Source organism: Mycobacterium noviomagense (genome assembly GCF_010731635.1).
GTDB lineage: Bacteria > Actinomycetota > Actinomycetes > Mycobacteriales > Mycobacteriaceae > Mycobacterium > Mycobacterium noviomagense.
Genome location: NZ_AP022583.1, coordinates 774525 through 792871 on the forward strand (window position 1 = coordinate 774525; position 18347 = coordinate 792871).

The window sequence follows — 18347 nt, forward strand, 5'->3', positions numbered from 1 at the left end:
AGGTCGAAGCCGGCTACTTGGGTTCCGGTACGTATCGGGGGAATGCCAGGTCGCCGGCGTAGCGGGCGGCGTCGCCCAGCGCTTCCTCGATCCGTAGCAGCTGGTTGTATTTGGCGACGCGCTCGCTGCGCGCCGGTGCGCCGGTCTTGATCTGCCCGCACCCGACGGCCACTGCGAGATCGGCGATTGTGGTGTCCTCGGTTTCGCCACTGCGGTGGCTCATCATCGTGCGGTATCCGCTGTGGTGCGCCAGCGCCACCGCGTCCAGTGTTTCGGTCAACGTCCCGATCTGGTTTACCTTGACCAGCAAGGCATTTGCGATGTTCTTCTCGATACCATCTTCGAGCCGTTCAGGGTTGGTGACAAAGATGTCGTCACCGACGATTTGCACGCGGTCACCGATCGAGGTCGTCAGCGCTGCCCATCCGTCCCAATCATCTTCGGCGAGAGGGTCTTCGATGGATACCAACGGATAGGTGCCGAGAAGCTCCGAGTAGAAATCTGTCATTTGCGCCGCGGTGAGAGTCTGGCTTTCGAAGTTGTAGCCGGTGCCCTCGGCGAAGAACTCGGTGGCTGCCGCATCGAGCGCCAACGCCACGTCGGCGCCTGGTTTCAGGCCCGTCGACTCAATGGCCAGGCTGATCAGATCCAACGCTGCCTTGGTGCCGGCCACGTCGGGCGCAAAGCCACCCTCGTCACCCAACCCCGTGCTGAGACCTTGTTTCTTGAGCACCGACTTGAGCGCGTGGTACACCTCGGCGCCCCAGCGCAGTGCCTCGGCGAAGTTGGGCGCCCCGATCGGGGCCACCATGAACTCCTGCACGTCGACGGCGGTGTCGGCGTGCGCGCCGCCGTTGAGGATATTCATCATCGGCACCGGCAGGATGTGCGCGTTCGGGCCGCCAAGATAGCGGAACAGCGGCAGCTCGGCGGAATCCGCGGCGGCCTTGGCGACGGCAAGCGAGACACCGAGGATCGCGTTGGCGCCCAGCCGGGACTTGTCCGGCGTGCCATCCAGATCCACCAGCGCCTGGTCGACCAGCCGCTGGTCGTCTGCATTGAGCCCGATCACAGCGGGCGCGATCTCGTCGAGAACCGCCTGGACGGCCTTCTTCACACCTTTGCCGCCGTAGCGGTCGCCGCCGTCGCGCAGCTCCACGGCCTCGTGCTCACCGGTCGACGCGCCGGACGGCACAGCTGCCCGCGCGAATGTCCCGTCGATCAGGGCGACCTCAACCTCGACCGTCGGGTTGCCGCGAGAATCGAGGATTTCGCGGGCCCCGACCTGCTCGATAATCGGCACTGAATTCTCCTTGCGTCGTTCAGGCTGGCGCCTGGGCGTCCGTCGCTACCAGCAGTAGCCTAGAGGCTGCTTGCGCCAGGTCACTCACAGTGGGTGACCCGACGCATAGGCCGTAGCCCAGTCACGTACGGCGCGCGCATAGACGTCGGAATCGTTGTAGGCCCGCAGGGCCGTCATCCATCCTTTGGGCGTCGCGAGATTCTTTCCGCGCCAACATAGATAGCCAGCAGCCGAGAGGGCAGCGTCGTCGATGTTGTCGACACTAATGATTCCGTCATTGTTGGCGTCGACGCCGTACAACCGCCACGTCTCGGGAATGAACTGCATCGGCCCCATTGCCCGAACCGTGCCGTCGTCGTCGGCGAGGCCACCTGCATCGGTGTCGACGATGTGCAGCGTGCCACCGCTGCCGTCCAGGCGCACGCCCCGAATAGGCGGGCGCACATCGCCATTGGGGGCTAGCGTCGCATGGTGGTACGTGCCGTGGTGACTCTCCACTTCACCGATGCCGGCCAAAGTCGTCCACGATATACGGCAGTTCGGGTTTTCGACCTCGGCCACGCGCGCAGCGTAGGCGTAGGCCTCCAGCGCAATAACCGGAATTTTCAGCGCCTCGCTGCGCTCCACCGCCCAGCCGTACAACTGATCGGCAGGCCGACCCTTGGCATGCGTGTCCACAGGCGGTACCGGAGCCCCTGCCGGCGGCGGCACTCCCTTGGGGATATAGGTGCCGAGCTGCCACGTACAACTCGACGCTAAAAGCAACGCCGCCGCCCCCACTACGGCGGCCGCCCGCAGCCAACGCACCGGCGACACAAAACTCCCTCAACCACTCGTGGTCACGACCATCGTCCCATGTGACTTGCCGTAGTGGCCTTTACCGCCCGCCAACGCGCGCAAACATCGTCGATTTGCAGGGCCCGATGGGTTAACCATGACTGCACACAGCAACTCTGAACTCAATGCGCGGCGAGGACCACCCGCCAAACTAGCAATCATCACCGCGGTGGCTGCGCATCGAGCTGGCTAATGGTACGCAAAACTGCCGTGCCCGGGCGCGGCAGGCCCTACTGCGGCTCAGTGCCAGATCGATCGCCTTCGCCGTCAACTGCCGCTTCCTCCACCGCGACCGCAGCCGGGTCCGGTGGGTCAGCAGCCGGCTGCTCGACGGACTCCTCGATCATTGACTCGCCGGGCACAGGTGGCCAGTAAGCGCGCCACTCTTCTTCAGTTACGACACCGAGCGGAGTGACGTCGAGCTCCTCGGGAATGTCGTCACCGCGCCGCCCCGCGGCAATCGCCTTCTCGGTGTCGCGGACAGTATCCATGAACTCCAAAACAGCTGAGCGCAACGCGTTTTCCGCGTCGCCGTCGGCTGCAACCGCGATCGACGTGATGGACTCAGGGATCAGGTCGGCCGGTAGACCGGCGTTGTAAACGCGTTGAATCACTTTTTGCGCCAACGCCAAGGCAGGCTGCGCGGTAGGAACGTCATCGAGCACGGACTTCCGCGACTTCTCAGTCGCCTTGCGTTCTTTCCACTGAGCCAATTGTTCATCGAGCGAGATCTCCTCGCCGGCAAGCACTCCCGGCACGCGGTTGCCCAGTTTTCGCACCAGCGCATCGGCGACGTCGTCGATGGTGAACGGATGCTGTGGTGCGTCCTCGGCGATCCGCGCGTGAAAAAGGACCTGCAGCAACACGTCGCCGAGTTCTTCGCGCAGCTCGTCAGCATTGCCGCTTCGCACCGCGTCGAAAAGCTCGTAGGTCTCCTCCAACAAATAGCGGCGCAGCGAATCGTGAGTCTGCTCACTTTCCCACGGGCCGGCCGTGCGCAGTTTGTCCATCATCGCCACGGCGTCGACCAATCGCTCGCCGCGCTGCGCCTCAGGTGCCGAAATCAACCGGTCCCCCGCGGCCAATCGTGCGGTGACTGCGGGATGGTCGGGGTCAGACGACAGCAAGACCGGGGCGTCTTCTCCGGTCAGCGCCGGGCGGGCGGCAGGCAGCGACCAGGGCACGACGACCGGCATCTCCTCGGTGTATTGCACCTCGCCGCTAAGCAGTTCGATGGCCTCGACCGGAACCAACGACGGACGGCGCGGGTCGACCAAGACGACAGTCATGGGCGCCACTCCTCAATCCCGGCCAGCAACGTCACCGGGCCGGTACCGAATTCGTTATACCAACTTCTGCCTGGGGCTTTCCATGGAGCGCCAATACGAGGTCCGCCACCATTTGGACCAGCTCGACGTCGCGAATGCGCGGCGCCGCAATGCCGCCGGCCCGCGGAATCGGAACCTGCACCGTCGACGTGGTGGCGCGGTAACGGGCGCCGGGATGCAACCGCGCCAGGCGCACCTGTGCTGAATCCGGCAGGATCATCGGCGCCAGCCGCAGCGTCGCCTCCGACGGGGCGGATACCTCCGTGATGCCGAATCGGCGGCACAACAAGCGCAGCCGCGCCACCGCCACCAACCGCTGGGCCGGTTCGGGCAGTGCGCCGTAGCGGTCTGTGAGTTCATCGATGACGGCGTCGACGGCGGCGTCGTCGGCCGCGGCAGCCAACCGGCGGTATGCCTCCAGTCGCAGTCGGTCGCTGGCGATGTAGTCCGGCGGTAGATGCGCGTCCACCGGCAGGTCGATCCGCACGTCTTTGGGCTCTTCGGCAGTGGTGACGGTCTTGCCGTCGGCGGCCGCACGATAGGCCTCCACGGCCTCGCCCACCAGGCGCACGTACAGGTCGAAGCCGACCCCGGCGACGTGGCCGGACTGCTCGACGCCCAGTACATTGCCGGCGCCGCGGATCTCCAGGTCTTTCATGGCCACCGCCATGCCGGCGCCTAGCTCGTTGTTCTGGGCGATCGTGGCCAGCCTGTCATAGGCGGTCTCGGTCAGCGGCGCATGCGGCGGATACAAGAAATAGGCATAGCCGCGTTCCCGGCTGCGGCCGACTCGACCGCGCAGCTGGTGCAGTTGGGCCAGGCCGAACGTGTCGGCTCGTTCCACGATCAGCGTGTTCGCGTTCGAGATGTCCAAGCCGGTCTCGACAATGGTGGTGCACACCAGGATGTCGTATTCGCGGTTCCAGAAGCCCTGGACGGTGCGTTCCAGCAGGTCCTCGTTCATCTGGCCGTGCGCGACGGCGACGCGGGCCTCAGGCACCAGTTGTCGGACTCGGGCGGCGGCATGCTCGATCGAGCTGACCCGGTTGTGCACGTAGAACGCCTGCCCGTCACGCAACAACTCGCGGCGCAACGCGGCGGCGATCTGCTTGTCGTCGTGCGGCCCGACATAGGTCAGCACCGGGTAGCGGTCTTCGGGCGGAGTCAGAATCGTCGACATCTCCCGGATCCCGGCCAGGCTCATCTCCAGCGTGCGCGGGATGGGTGTCGCGCTCATCGTCAGCACGTCGACGTGGGTTCGCAGGCTTTTGATGTGCTCCTTGTGTTCGACGCCGAAACGCTGTTCCTCGTCGACAATGACCAGCCCGAGGTCCTTCCAGCGCACCCCGGTCTGCAGCAGCCGGTGAGTGCCGATCACGATGTCGACGGTGCCGTCGGCCAGGCCGTCCAGCACAGTGCGCGACTCAGCCGGCCCGGTGAATCGGGAGAGGCCCTTGATGGTTACCGGGAACTCCGACATGCGCTCGGTGAACGTCTGCAGATGCTGGTCGGCCAGGAGTGTGGTGGGCACCAGGACGGCGACCTGCTTGCCGTCCTGCACCGCCTTGAACGCTGCCCGCACCGCAATCTCGGTCTTGCCGTAGCCGACGTCGCCGCAAATCACCCGGTCCATGGGGATCGGCTTTTCCATGTCGGCTTTGACTTCGGTGATCGCGGTCAGCTGATCGACGGTCTCGGTGAAGCCGAAGGCGTCTTCCATCTCGGCCTGCCACGGCGTATCCGGCCCGAACGCATGTCCGGGCGTGGCCTGCCGTTTGGCGTACAGCGCCACCAGCTCGCCCGCGATCTCGCGCACCGCGCGCCGGGCCTTGGTCTTGGTATTGGCCCAGTCGCTGCCGCCGAGCCGACTCAAAGCCGGCGCCTGGCCGCCGACGTAGCGCGACAGCTGGTCCAGCGAATCCATCGGCACGTAGAGCTTGTCGGTGTCGTGCTGGCCGCGCTTGGTTGAGGCGTATTCCAGCACCAGGTATTCGCGGCGCGCGCCGCCGACGGTGCGTTCGGTCATCTCGACGAACCGGCCGATGCCGTGCTGGTCGTGCACGACCAGGTCGCCCGGGTTCAGCGCCAGCGGGTCGACCACGTTGCGTCGCTTGGCCGCCAGGCGCTTGCCGTCGGTGGCGGCCACCCGGTTACCGGTGAGGTCGGTCTCGGTGATGATTACGAGATTCGCGCCGGGCACTATCACGCCGTCGTGCAGCGGGCCCTTGAGCACGCCGACCACACCGGGCTTCGGCGCAGCACCCGGCTCCAATAACGTTGCGGCCGTGTCGGATTCGGCGAGTCGCTCGACCACGCGCTGCGCGGTACCGGCGCCGGGCGCAACGACGGCAGCGTGTCCGCCGGTGGCGACCTGGGCGCGCAGCATCGCGAAGATCTCGTCGATGTCGCGCTGATGGCCACGCGCCGACGGGGCCGCGCGCAGTTCGAGTTCGATCGCGGACTCGTCGGAGAGCTGGCTGAGCGTCCACCATGGATGACCCGCCTTGCGTGCGGTGGCGCGCACCTCGTCGAATTCGATGAATCCCGATCGGCCGAGCTGCTCGACGTCGACCGGCGCATCACCGCCGATCGCGGCCACCGACCATGAGGCTTCGAGGAATTCGCGGCCGCTCTTGATCAGATCGGCGGCGCGGGTGCGCACCTTTTCCGGATCGCAGACCAATACCGGAGTGCCCTGCGGCAACTGGTCGGTCAGCAAAGTCAAGTCGTCGGGACGCAAGACCGGCAGCAGCGCCTCCATGCCATCGACCGGAATGCCTTCGGCCAGCTTGGCCAGCATGTCGGTGACGGTGCCGGTGACTGTGCGCTCGGCCGCGGGATGTTTTCCGGCCAATGCGGCGGCCCGGCTCCGCACGTCGTCGGACAGCAGGAGCTCCCGGCAGGCCACCGCGACCAGCGTGTCGACGCTGACCTCAGGAATGGAGCGTTGATCGGCCACCGAGAACATCCGCATCTCGGTGATCTCGTCACCCCAGAACTCGATGCGTACCGGGTGTTCGGCGGTCGGCGGGAAGACGTCGAGGATCCCGCCGCGCACCGCAAACTCTCCGCGCCGGCCGACCATGTCCGCCCGGGTATAGGCCAACTCGACCAGCCGGGCTATGACGTGTTCGAACGCAACCTCGTCACCGATGGAAAGGGTGAGCGGCTCGATGTCGCCCAAGCGCGGTGTCATCGGCTGCAGCAGCGAGCGCGCCGAGGTCACCACCACCCGCAGCGGCGGCCCGAGCCGGGCGTCGTCGGGGCGAGCCAGCCGGCGCAGCACCATAAGACGAGCGCCCACGGTGTCCACGCCCGGTGAGAGGCGCTCGTGCGGCAGGGTTTCCCAGGACGGAAACTTGGCCACCGCGTCGCCGTAGACGCCGCACAGTTCGGCGGTCAGGTCGTCGGCTTCGCGGCTGGTGGCGGTAACCACCAGCAGCGGACCCTGGCAAGCCAGCGCGCTGGCCACGAATACGCGTGCGCTGGCCGGTCCGACCAGGCTCAATTCGGCGGGTCGATCGGCTGCCCGGTCGATGAGTTGCTGGAATGTCGGCGCGCTCAGCGCCAAGTCGACGAGCCCCGCGATCGGGGTATCTGGTCGGGCAAACCCCGGTGCGGTCATGATGCGGCCATTCTATGCTTCGTTCGATTCACGTTGCGGCTCTGGCCAACTCAGGTGATCGCCGCCACACCGCGGACGCGGCGCTACGACTGCCGGGCGAATGACGCGTTCGGTCGCTGCAAAACTCCGTCAATTTCGGGCTCGGCGCCGTCAAAGATTCGTTAGGGCAGCGGCATCCGACGACGGCCGAACGCACCGTGGAAGCATGACCACAACATTGGTGGATGTTTTGCCGTCCATCGGTTATGCCGCTCCCCCGCGGTTCGATCCGGCCATCTGGCCGGTCACGGCGCACGCCGACGAGGAGGGCCGGCTGTGCATCGGCGACGTGCCGCTCACGGACATCGCCGACGAGTTCCGCACCCCGGCCTATGTGATCGACGAAGCTGACTTCAGATATCGGGCCCGGCACTACCGCCAGGCGCTGCGCGGCACTGAGGTCGTCTATGCCGGCAAGTCGCTGCTGAGCATCGCGGTGGCGCGGTGGGTCCGCGAAGAGGGGTTGAGCCTTGACGTCTGCTCGGCCGGCGAGCTGACAACCGCGATAGCCGGTGGCGTGGACCGGGCCCGCATCGTCATGCACGGCAACGCGAAATCGATCGAGGAACTGCGTGCCGCTGTGCGCGTCGGGGTCGGGCGCATCGTGGTGGATTCCTGCATGGAGATCACGTACCTGGCGGGGTTGGCCAGCCGACGCCAACGGGTGCTCATCCGGGTGACCCCAGACTTCTCGGCCAACGGGGACGTCCTCGGCGGCGGCCAGGCCGCCGAGGCGGTGGCGCGTGTGCTGGCCCACCCGAACCTCGACCTGATCGGGCTGCACTGCCACCTTGGCTCGCAGGTCACCGATCCGGCCAGCTACGGCGAAGCGATTCGCCGGATGGTCGCCGCGACGGCCGACATTCGCGCCAAACACGGCGTCATCCTCACTGAGCTCAATATCGGTGGCGGCCATGGCATTCCGTATCTGCCCGGTGACCCCGAACTCGACGTCGACGAGCTGGCCGGCGTGATCGACGAGGCGCTGGACGCGGCGTGTGCCGTTGAGCGGTTCCCGCGTCCGGTCGTGGTGGTCGAGCCGGGCCGGGGCATCAGCGGGCGCGCCGGTGTCACGCTGTATCGGGTGTGTGCGGTGAAGACGCAGCCGGATGGGCGGACCTTCGTCGTCGTCGACGGCGGGATGAGCGACAACCCGCGAGTGGCGTTGTACGGCGCGAAACACACCGTGGCGCTCGCTAACCGGCACCCGCTGGGACGAAGGCAACGTGTCACGGTGGCGGGGCGGCACTGCGAGGCCGGCGACGAGATCGCCCGCGATATCGAGCTGCCCGCCGACCTGCATCCCGGCGACTTGTTGGCCGTGGCCTGCACGGGTGCCTATAACCACAGCATGGCGTCGAACTACAACATGGTCGGCCGGCCGCCGCTGGTGGCGGTCAAAGACGGGCGGACCCGTGAACTGGTGCGCCGCGAAACGACAGCAGACTTGCTGGCGCGCGACAGGGGTTAGGCGGCTACTCGTCCTGCAGGCGTGGGTCGGCTTCGAGATGGGTCAAGCCGTTCCACATCAGGTTGACCAGATGCGCGGCGACGACTTCTTTCTTCGGTTCCCGAGTGTCCAGCCACCACTGCGCCGTCATCGACACCGAGCCGACCAGCGCCTGCGCATACAGCGGCGCCATTTCCGGGTCGAGGCCGCGGCGGGCGAAGTCCCCGGCCAAGATCGACGACACCTGGCTGACGGCGTCGTTGAGCAGGGTGGAATAGGTGCCCGAGGTGATCGCTGCCGGGGAGTCGCGGATGAGGATGCGAAACCCGTCGGTGCGCTCCTCGACGTAGGTCAGTAACGCCAGAGCAACCCGCTCGATGCGCACCCGCGACCGGTTGTTGGTTAAAGACGACGTGACGCCGTCCAGCAGCGCCGACATCTCGCGGTCGACGACGACGGCGTACAGCCCCTCCTTGCCGCCGAAATGCTCGTAGACCACCGGCTTGGACACGTTGGCCCGCAATGCGATCTCTTCGATCGAGGTCCCGTCATAGCCGCGTTCGGCAAATAGCGAGCGTGCGATATCGATCAGTTGATGCCGTCGCTCGCTGCCGGTCATCCTGGCCCGGGGCGTCCGCACCTCTTTGTCTGGTGCTGCCACGGCTACCAGCGTATCGGCTTGCATTAGAGTGGACGCGGTCCTTGGCGGTAGTCGACCGCTCGCCACATCGATCCGTCGTGGTGTAATCGGCAGCACATCAGATTTTGGTTCTGAGAGTTCAGGTTCGAGTCCTGGCGACGGAGCTGGCCCATATACCGCGCTTTTTTGCCGCGAGCGTGCGGAAAATGACACGCTTGACGGCGTGTCGGCGTACAAACACGCACACTCGCGGCGGAAGGCCGGGCGGAAAGCCGGGGAGGCTTGATGACAACTCACGGCGAATCGGCGGTCCTGGTGTTGGCAGCGGGAGCCGGAACCCGGATGCGTTCAGACACCCCCAAGGTGCTGCACACGCTCGCCGGGCGCAGCATGTTGGCGCACTGCCTGCATTCGATCGCCAAGGTGGCACCACAGCACCTGGTCGTGGTGCTGGGCCAAAACCGCGAGCGCATCGCGCCCGTCGTCGCCGAACTGGCCGAGACGCTGGGTCGCCCGATCGACGTGGCGATGCAGGATCAGCAGCTGGGCACAGGACATGCCGTGCTGTGTGGACTTTCTGCGCTGCCCGATGACTACAGCGGCGTCGTCGTCGTCACCTCGGCCGATATTCCGCTGCTGGATGCCGACACCCTGGCCGACCTGATCGCCGCGCACCGTGCCCAACCGGTCGCGGTCACCGTGTTGACCACGACGCTGAGCGACCCCACCGGCTACGGCCGCATCCTGCGGACCCAAGACAATGAAGTGATTGCGATCGTCGAGCAAGCCGACGCGACACCGTCCCAGCGGGAGATTCGTGAAGTCAACGCCGGGGTCTACGCCTTCGACATCGCGGCGCTGCGCTCGGCGCTGAGCCGGCTGTCCGCCGACAATGCCCAGCGCGAGCTTTACCTCACCGACGTGATCTCGATCGTCCGCCAAGACGGGCGGACCGTACACGCCCGGCACGTCGACGACAGCGTGCTGGTCGCCGGAGTGAACAACCGAGTCCAGCTGGCCGAGCTGGCTGCCGAGCTCAACCGCCGCATCGTCGCCGGGCACCAGCTGGCCGGCGTCACCGTCGCCGATCCCGCCACCACCTGGATCGACGTCGACGTCACCATCGGTCGGGACACCGTCATCGCGCCGGGAACACAGCTGCTCGGCCGCACGCGCATCGGCGGACGCTGCACCATCGGCCCGGACACCACCCTGGCCGATGTGGCCGTCGGCGAGGCCGCGTCGGTGATCCGCACTCACGGCACCTCGGCGTCAATCGGTGACGGCGCGGCGGTCGGGCCCTTCACTTACCTGCGGCCCGGCACCGTCTTGGGCGCCGACGGGAAACTGGGCGCGTTCGTCGAGACCAAGAACTGCACGATCGGTACCGGCACCAAGGTGCCGCACCTGACCTACGTCGGCGATGCCGACATCGGCGAGTACAGCAATATCGGCGCTTCCAGCGTGTTCGTCAACTACGACGGCGAGACCAAGCAGCGCACGACCATCGGTTCCCACGTGCGCACCGGCTCCGACACCATGTTCGTCGCGCCGGTCACCGTGGGCGATGGCGCCTACACCGGTGCCGGCACGGTGGTGCGCCACGACGTCCCACCCGGGGCGTTGGCGGTGTCGGCAGGCCCGCAACGCAACATCGAGAACTGGGTGCAGCGCAAGCGCCCGGGCAGCGCGGCCGCCAAGGCCGCCGAGAAGGCGCAGGCCACCGTAAACGACCCGGATGAACCCGACCAGACACCTTGATGTTTCTCTCCTTACTATTTAGGCACTGTTAGGCACATATCGCGATCCGAACGGCGGGGGCACCACGTGAGCCACGACTGGACCGACAACCGCAAAAACTTGATGCTGTTCGCGGGTCGAGCGCACCCTGAGCTGGCCGAACAGGTCGCCAAGGAACTCGACGTCCACGTCACCGCGCAAACTGCCCGTGACTTCGCCAACGGCGAGATCTTCGTGCGCTACCACGAATCCGTACGGGGCTGCGACGCATTCGTCTTGCAGTCACATCCCGCGCCGCTCAACAAGTGGCTGATGGAACAGCTGATCATGCTCGACGCGCTCAAGCGGGGCAGCGCCAAGCGGATCACCGCCGTCGTACCGTTCTATCCCTACGCCCGCCAGGACAAAAAGCACCGCGGCCGCGAACCGATCTCGGCGCGCCTGGTCGCCGACCTGCTCAAGACGGCCGGGGCCGACCGGATCGTGACGGTCGACCTGCACACCGACCAGATCCAGGGCTTCTTCGACGGGCCCGTCGACCACATGCGCGCGCAGAACCTGCTCACCGGCTACCTCAAGGACAACTACAGCGGCCACGACCTCGTGGTCGTCTCCCCCGACTCCGGCAGGGTGCGCATCGCCGAGAAGTGGGCCGACTCGCTCGGGGGCGTTCCGCTGGCCTTCATCCACAAGACTCGCGACCCACGGGTGCCCAACCAGGTCAAGTCCAACCGCGTCGTCGGCGAGGTCGCGGGCAAGACGTGCATCCTGATCGACGACATGATCGACACCGGTGGCACCATCGCCGCAGCCGTGCCCCTGCTGAAGGAGGACGGCGCCGGAGACGTGATCGTCGCCGCCACCCACGGCGTGTTGTCCGATCCTGCGCCCAGGCTGTTGGCGGAGTGCGGGGCCCGTGAGGTGATCGTCACCAACACGCTGCCGATCGACGAGACCAAGCGTTTCCCGCAACTGACGGTGTTGTCGATTGCGCCCCTGTTAGCCAGCACTATCCGTGCGGTCTTCGAAAACGGTTCGGTGACAGGGCTTTTCGACGGAGACGCGTAAATGCCCGGTACCTCGAACGATACTGTCATCTACCACAACCCCAAGTGCAGCACGTCGCGCAAAACATTGGAGTTGTTGCGCGACAACGGCATCGAGCCAACCATCGTCGAATACTTGAAGACTCCTCCGTCGCGTGAGCAGCTGGTGAAGATGATCCGCGACGCCGGCATCGATGTATGCACCGCGGTGCGCACCCGTGAGCCGCTGTACGCCGAGCTGAACCTGGCCGACGCCACCGACGAGGAGTTGCTCGACGCGATGGCCGAACATCCCATCTTGATCCAACGCCCATTCGTCGTGACGGCCAAGGGCACCCGGCTGGCTCGTCCGGTTGACGCGGTCCACGAGATTCTGTGAGGCTCACCGCGATCAGGCGATGTGCGGGCGCCGTCGTGCTCCTGGCGCTGACCGCGGTCGGCTGTAGCGCGAAAGAACCTGACTACCAGTCGGTTTGGACGACGAGCTCGACGACCAGCACCACGACGACCGCCCCGGAGCCCCAGCCGCTCGGCCAGTACCTGGAAGGCATCGGCGTCACCGGGGAACAGGTGGCCCCCGACAAGCTGACCGATCTGACGGTGTCGATCCCCACACCACCGGGCTGGGAGAAATTCAACAACCCCAGCATCACTCCGGCCACCCAGGCGATCGCCAAGAACGGCAGCTACCCGATCGCGATGCTGATGGTGTTCAAGCTGGGCGGGGACTTCAATACCGCAGACGTGATCAAGCATGCCAACGCCGACGCCGAACGCTCGGAGAATTTCAAGAAATTGAACGCGTCCACAGCCGACTTCCACGGCTTCCCGTCGTCGATGATCGAGGGCAGCTACGACCTCAACGGCAAACGGCTGCACGGCTGGAACCGGGTCGTCATCGCTACCGGATCCCCTCCGGCCAAGCAGCGTTACCTCGTTCAGCTCACGATCACCAGCATGGCCGACCAAGCCTTCCCCGACGCGCAGGACATCGAGGCGATCATCGCCGGGTTCACCGTCGCCGCCAAGTAGCCAGGAGCATCGTGTGCCTTGGCGGCGTTACTGTATCCGCCATGGGTTGGACCGCCGCAGACTTGCCGTCATTCGCCGGACGCACCGTGATTGTCACCGGTGCCAACAGTGGCCTGGGCGCGGTGGCGGCCGGCGAACTGGCCCGGGTCGGCGCTCAGGTCATCGTGGCGGCACGCAACACCGAGAAAGGCGAGGCCGCCGCCCGGCAGATGACCGGCAACGTCGAGGTGCGCCGACTCGACTTGCAGGACTTGGCCTCGGTGCGCGACTTCGCCGACACCATCGACAGGGTCGACGTGCTGATCAACAATGCCGGCATCATGGCCACCCCGGAGGCCAGGACCGTTGACGGCTTCGAAAGTCAGATCGGCACCAATCACCTCGGTCACTTCGCGCTGACGAATCTGTTGCTGCCTAAGCTGACCGACAGGGTGGTGACGGTGTCGTCGTTCTTCCACTGGATGGGCCGCATCAACCTTCATGACCTGAACTGGCAGTCGCGGCGATACTCGCGGTGGCTGGCCTACGGCCAGTCCAAACTGGCCAACCTGTTGTTCACCAGCGAATTGCAGCGGCGGCTGGATTCGGTTGGCTCACCGCTGCGCGCGGTGGCTGTCCATCCCGGCTATTCGCGAACCAATCTGCAGGGGCATTCCGGTAACCGGGTCGAAGACGCGCTGATGGCGATCGGCAACCGGTTTTTCGCCACCGACGCCGACTTCGGCGCCCGCCAGACGCTGTACGCCGCGTCGCAGGACTTGGCGGGCGACACGTTCATCGGGCCACGCTTTGGCATGCTCGGCCGCACCCAGCCCGTAGCCCGCAGCCCGCTGGCTAAGCGGGAAAGCACCGCCGCCGCACTGTGGGAGCTCTCCGAACAGCTCACCGGCGTCAAATTTCCGCTTTGAGCCGCTGATGCGCTAGCCTGTCGGGCGTCACGGCGAGGGTGGCTGCGCTGGCGGCCACCGTTATCGACGGGGACCTTCCTGGTTGTCGCGATGCTGGCCGTGCCTGACCAACGCAAGGAGCGACACCATGGCCAAGTCTGCGGGTTCGTCAACCAATCAGCTGAGCGTGTCGGTGCGCACAGAGACCGGCAAAGGCGCGTCCCGCCGGGCCCGGCGCAACGGCAAGATCCCAGCGGTCCTCTACGGCCACGGCAGTGAGCCGCAGCATCTGGAGTTGCCTGGCCACGACTTCGCCGCGGTGTTGCGGCACTCGGGCACCAACGCCGTGCTGACCCTCGACATTGACGGCAAGGAGCAGCTGGCGTTGACCAAGGCGATCGACGTCCACCCGATTCGACACACCATCCAGCACGCGGACCTGCTGTTGGTGCGCCGTGGCGAGAAAGTGACCGTCGAAGTCACCGTCGACGTCGTGGGTGAGCCCCCGCCGGGCACCTTGGTCACTCAGGAAACCAGCACGATCGAGATCGAGGCTGAGGCGCTGTCGATTCCTGAGGAGCTGACGGTGTCGGTCGAGGGCGCGGAGCCCGACACGCAGTTCACCGCTGGGCAGATCGCGCTACCGGCCGGCGTCAGGCTGATCACCGATCCAGACCAGTTGGTCGTCAATGTCGGCCACGCACCGACGGCCGAGGAACTGGAGGCAGAGGGTGCCGGCGAGGTGCCGGAACGCGAAGAGGCCCCGGAAGAGGCCGCCGAGGAAGCCGAGGCCGGCGAGGCCGAGTCCGAGTAGCGCATGGCCGAACCGTCCCCTGCTTCGCGGGGGCCCCGGCTGGTGGTCGGCCTTGGCAACCCGGGACCCAACTACGCTCGGACCCGGCACAACCTCGGATTCATGGTCGCCGACCTGCTTGCCGCGCGACTGGGGTCGACGTTCAAGGCGCACAAGCGTTCTGGCGCGGAGATCGCCACCGGCCGACTCGGAGGCTCCGCAGTGGTGTTGGCCAAGCCGCGCAGTTATATGAACGAGTCGGGCCGACAAGTTGCGCCGCTGGCCAAGTTCTACTCGGTGCCGCCGGCCGACATCATCGTCATCCACGACGATCTGGACTTGGACTTCGGTCGCATCCGGCTAAAGCTCGGCGGCGGCGAAGGCGGCCACAACGGGCTGCGCTCGGTGGTTGCGGCGTTGGGCACCAAGGACTTCGAGCGGGTGCGCATCGGCATCGGGCGTCCGCCCGGACGGAAGGACCCGGCGGCGTTCGTGTTGGAGAACTTCACCGCCGCTGAGCGCACCGAGGTGCCGACGATCTGCGAGCAGGCCGCCGACGCCACGGAGTTGCTCATCGAACTCGGGTTGGAGCCGGCCCAAAACCGTGTGCACGCGTGGTGATTCGCGGCGAGTGGCCAGTTATTACACGCCTTTTTTTGCGGATAACGTGTCGTAAGTGGCCACTCGGCAAGCGGCGCCGTTAGGTAACCAGCGTGACGGAGTTGGCGCGGCGCAGCTTGCCCGACGGTGTCTTCGGGATGGTGCCCGGTCCCAGCACGACGACGTTGCGCGGCCGCACGTCGACCTCGGTGACGACCTCGTGCGCCACCTCGTGCTCGATGCGACGCACTTCAGCCGGGTCCTCGTAGGCGTTGGACTCCACTGCGACGGCAAACGTCTCACGTGAATGGCCGGCATCGAGTCGCACCGCCACCGCACAGCCCGGCCGCACGCGGGGAACCCGGCACGCCGCCCGCTCGATGTCGGTGGGATAGATATTACGGCCGGCCATGATGATGACGTCCTTGACCCGACCGCAGACCACAATGTGACCGTTCTCCATCATGTAGCCCAGGTCGCCGGTGTCATACCAGCCGTGCTCGTCTTGCGCGGGGATGAACCCACCCATCGTCACGTAGCCCGGGGTGATCGGCTCGCCACGCAACTCGATCACCCCGACACCGCGCGGCGGCAGCACATTGCCGTCCTCGTCGACTATGCGCGCCTCGATTCCGTCGAGCACCGGCCCCAGCGAAGCCAGCCGACGGGTGTTGCCCTTGGTGGCCGGCACCGCCCGCCGCAGCGCAGCGAGCAGGTCGGCGTCCACCTCGTCGACGATCAGTCCCTGTTCCACCGGCGAGAAGGACACCGCCAGCGTGGTTTCGGCCATGCCGTAAGCGGGCAGGATGGCCTCCGGCCGCAGTCCGAACGGCTTGCCCGCCTCGATCAGGTCCTCGACGTCGGCGGGGTCCACCGGTTCGGCACCCGACATCGCGATCCGCAGGGTCGACAGGTCGAACTGGCCGGGCTTGGCTTGCTTGCGCAGCCGCTTGGCGAACAGCGAATAAGCGAAGTTGGGGCCGCAGATGAATGTGCCCTTGTACTTGTCGATCAGCTTGGCCCACAGCAGCGTGTCGCGCAGGAAATCCAGGGGCGTGATCTTGACCAGCTCGGCGCCGAAGTACATGGGGACGGTCAAAAAGCCGATCATGCCCATGTCGTGGAAACAGGGCAGCCAGCTGATCATCACGTCTTTTTCGAGGTCGTACTTGACGCCGACGAACATGGCTTCGACGTTGGAGTACACGTTGCGGTGCGTGATCTGAACCGCTTTAGGAGATCCGGTCGAACCCGACGTCAGCTGCATGAGCGCCAGATCGTCCTCGTCGGTGTCGATGGGGTCGATCGGGTCAGAGTCCAGCAGCTGCTCGACGGTCATCACCTTGACGCCCCGCTGCTCCAGCACTGGTGCGGCCGCCATGAACGGGTCGGAGACGATGACCGCTTTAGCCTCGATCATGTCGATGACCGTGGTGGTGTCCTGGGCCCACACCGCCAAGTCGGTGCGCGGGGTGGGCTGATGCAGCATGGTGAGACTGGCGCCGCGCATCCACAAACCCTGCGCCGTCGGCGCGATCTCGACCGGGGCGCCGACGAGCACACCGACTGCGTCACCGTGGCCGATGCCGTTGGCGGCCAGTCCACCGGCGATGCGGCGGGCCCGCTCGTGTACTTCGCGCCAGGTGTGCCGGACCGGGTTGTGCGGCTCGCCGGTGACCATGCCGCGAGGGCTGGTGTGGGCGTTGCGGTACATCTTCTCGGTAAACCTGCTCACGACACCCTCCTTGGCACCGGCGCTTTCCAGGCCCGGGATTTCATGCTGCCCCTGCTAGCGGGCAATGTGCAGTAGAGCCGTGCACACAATTGGGCAGCGGTTATGTCTCGAATCGGTGATGCGTAAGATGCCTCGGCAGAGGCTGGACGGATAGCGGAAAGACGGCCGCTGTGGCGGCTGGTTGCCCGCCCACCGCGATAGCCGGCGGGCGGTGCGATTGGGCACATTGTTTGACCGCTAGTCGTCACCGCGGATCATCTTAAGCTCCTCTTAAGTAACCGCCAAACCGTGGCGGAGTTTGAGGCTCAGGTCACACTTCGGTCACCGGCGCCGGCACCACGCGGGCACCGTGCACCGGTCCGCTGGCGACGCGCACAGTGCGGCACACGCCGGCGCCGGACAGCTGAGTGCCGACGTCGATCGCCGAACTCGCCGACGAGCACAGGAATGCGCAGGTGGGACCAGATCCAGAGACGATGCCCGCCAGTGCGCCCGCCTCGACACCGGCACGCAAGGCACGGCGCAGCGCCGGGTCCAGGCTCACCGCGGCCGCTTGCAGCTCGTTACCCAGCAAGGGCGCCAACTGTTGCGGATCGCCGGCGGCGAGGGCTGCCAGTACAGGGCCGGGCTCAGCAAGCCGCGGCGGTTCTCCAACCTCCCGCAACCGGTCGAGCTCGGCGAACACCGCTGCCGTCGACAGGCCGCTGTCGGCAAATGCCAGCACCCAGTGGAAGGTGTTGCGCGACAGCACCGTGGCCAGCTCCTCGCCGCGCCCGGTTCCCAGCGCGGTGCCGCCATGCAGCGCGAACGGCACGTCGCTGCCCAGCTTCGCGGCGAGCGCGTGAAGGTCACGACGCGGCACGCCGAGCTCCCACAGGACGTTCATGCCGACCAGTACCGCGGCGGCGTCGGCGCTTCCGCCTGCCATCCCGCCGGCGACCGGAATGGATTTGTCGATGGTGATCGAAACATCTGGTGCCCGGCCGACGTGTTCGGCCATCAGCTCGGCCGCTTGCCAAGCCAGGTTGCGCTCATCGGTGGGCACTTCGTCGGCCCCTTCGCCGCTGACCTTGAGCGAGAGCACGTCGGCGTTGCGAACAGTAATTTCATCGACCAGTGAAACCGCCTGGAACACCGTCGTCAGCTCGTGGTAACCGTCGGCGCGGCGATCCCCGACGCCGAGGTAGAGGTTGACTTTTCCGGGCACCCGGACCGTCACCGACCCAGTGGGGACCCACTGAGCGGCGGTGCTTCCGTCCATCGGCACCGCACGAGAGTATCGCCGGGACACG

General features: G+C 66.3%; 15 protein-coding genes and 1 tRNA gene. 9 read left to right on the top strand and 7 right to left on the bottom strand.

Features of this window, described 5'->3' with window-relative positions:
• Nucleotides 1–13: 13 nt before the first annotated feature.
• The 4 genes from eno to mfd all read right to left on the bottom strand — a co-directional run bounded on the left by eno (nucleotide 14) and on the right by mfd (nucleotide 7093).
• Complete coding sequence (eno, locus tag G6N15_RS03390) at nucleotides 14–1303, bottom strand: phosphopyruvate hydratase (protein ID WP_083088514.1); 1290 nt, start codon at nucleotides 1301–1303, stop codon at nucleotides 14–16.
• A gap of 84 nt (nucleotides 1304–1387) precedes the next feature.
• Nucleotides 1388–2119: a lytic transglycosylase domain-containing protein gene (locus G6N15_RS03395; protein ID WP_083088515.1), complete on the bottom strand. Its 732-nt coding sequence runs from the start codon at nucleotides 2117–2119 to the stop codon at nucleotides 1388–1390.
• A 251-nt stretch (nucleotides 2120–2370) separates the two neighbouring features.
• Nucleotides 2371–3429: a nucleoside triphosphate pyrophosphohydrolase gene (locus G6N15_RS03400; RefSeq protein ID WP_083088516.1), complete on the bottom strand. Its 1059-nt coding sequence runs from the start codon at nucleotides 3427–3429 to the stop codon at nucleotides 2371–2373.
• A 31-nt stretch (nucleotides 3430–3460) separates the two neighbouring features.
• Nucleotides 3461–7093 carry a transcription-repair coupling factor gene (gene mfd / locus G6N15_RS03405; protein ID WP_083088517.1) on the bottom strand — a complete coding sequence of 1211 codons (3633 nt, stop codon included), beginning with the start codon at nucleotides 7091–7093 and terminating at the stop codon, nucleotides 3461–3463.
• 205 nt (nucleotides 7094–7298) lie between these two features.
• Here mfd and lysA point away from each other — a divergent pair, with 205 nt between their 5' ends.
• Complete coding sequence (gene lysA, locus G6N15_RS03410) at nucleotides 7299–8603, top strand: diaminopimelate decarboxylase (protein ID WP_083088518.1); 1305 nt, start codon at nucleotides 7299–7301, stop codon at nucleotides 8601–8603.
• Nucleotides 8604–8607: 4 nt separating this feature from the next.
• On the opposite strand, the gene G6N15_RS03415 is transcribed toward lysA, so the two are convergent.
• Complete coding sequence (locus G6N15_RS03415) at nucleotides 8608–9201, bottom strand: TetR/AcrR family transcriptional regulator (RefSeq protein WP_163748242.1); 594 nt, start codon at nucleotides 9199–9201, stop codon at nucleotides 8608–8610.
• Nucleotides 9202–9314: 113 nt separating this feature from the next.
• On the opposite strand from G6N15_RS03415, the gene G6N15_RS03420 reads away from it, so the two are divergent.
• The 8 genes from G6N15_RS03420 (at nucleotide 9315) to pth (ending at nucleotide 15341) form a co-directional block, all read left to right on the top strand.
• Nucleotides 9315–9386: transfer RNA gene (locus tag G6N15_RS03420), tRNA-Gln, on the top strand.
• Between the two features lie 121 nt (nucleotides 9387–9507).
• Entirely contained in the window at nucleotides 9508–10983 is a 1476-nt protein-coding gene (glmU, locus tag G6N15_RS03425) for a bifunctional UDP-N-acetylglucosamine diphosphorylase/glucosamine-1-phosphate N-acetyltransferase GlmU (RefSeq protein ID WP_083088520.1), read from the top strand.
• 66 nt (nucleotides 10984–11049) lie between these two features.
• Nucleotides 11050–12030 carry a ribose-phosphate diphosphokinase gene (locus G6N15_RS03430; RefSeq protein WP_083088521.1) on the top strand — a complete coding sequence of 327 codons (981 nt, stop codon included), beginning with the start codon at nucleotides 11050–11052 and terminating at the stop codon, nucleotides 12028–12030.
• Nucleotides 12031–12387, top strand: coding sequence for an arsenate reductase (glutaredoxin) (gene arsC / locus G6N15_RS03435; protein ID WP_083088522.1), 357 nt, complete (start codon nucleotides 12031–12033; stop codon nucleotides 12385–12387).
• Nucleotides 12384–13040, top strand: a complete 657-nt coding sequence (locus tag G6N15_RS03440; protein WP_083088523.1) for an LpqN/LpqT family lipoprotein — start codon at nucleotides 12384–12386, stop codon at nucleotides 13038–13040. The genes arsC and G6N15_RS03440 overlap by 4 nt, the downstream gene beginning before the upstream one ends.
• Before the next feature lie 41 nt (nucleotides 13041–13081).
• Nucleotides 13082–13948, top strand: a complete 867-nt coding sequence (locus tag G6N15_RS03445; protein WP_083088524.1) for an oxidoreductase — start codon at nucleotides 13082–13084, stop codon at nucleotides 13946–13948.
• 127 nt (nucleotides 13949–14075) lie between these two features.
• Nucleotides 14076–14741 (top strand): 50S ribosomal protein L25/general stress protein Ctc, encoded by a 666-nt coding sequence (locus tag G6N15_RS03450; RefSeq protein ID WP_083088525.1) that lies wholly within the window; start codon nucleotides 14076–14078, stop codon nucleotides 14739–14741.
• Between the two features lie 3 nt (nucleotides 14742–14744).
• Nucleotides 14745–15341: an aminoacyl-tRNA hydrolase gene (gene pth / locus G6N15_RS03455; protein ID WP_083088526.1), complete on the top strand. Its 597-nt coding sequence runs from the start codon at nucleotides 14745–14747 to the stop codon at nucleotides 15339–15341.
• Between the two features lie 79 nt (nucleotides 15342–15420).
• Here pth and G6N15_RS03460 read toward each other — a convergent pair whose 3' ends face one another.
• Both G6N15_RS03460 and G6N15_RS03465 read right to left on the bottom strand, forming a co-directional pair.
• A complete protein-coding gene (locus G6N15_RS03460) occupies nucleotides 15421–17055 on the bottom strand; it encodes a fatty acyl-AMP ligase (protein WP_083088527.1) in 1635 nt (544 codons plus the stop codon).
• Between the two features lie 310 nt (nucleotides 17056–17365).
• Entirely contained in the window at nucleotides 17366–18316 is a 951-nt protein-coding gene (locus G6N15_RS03465; RefSeq protein WP_083088528.1) for a 4-(cytidine 5'-diphospho)-2-C-methyl-D-erythritol kinase, read from the bottom strand.
• Between the last annotated feature and the right edge of the window lie 31 nt (nucleotides 18317–18347).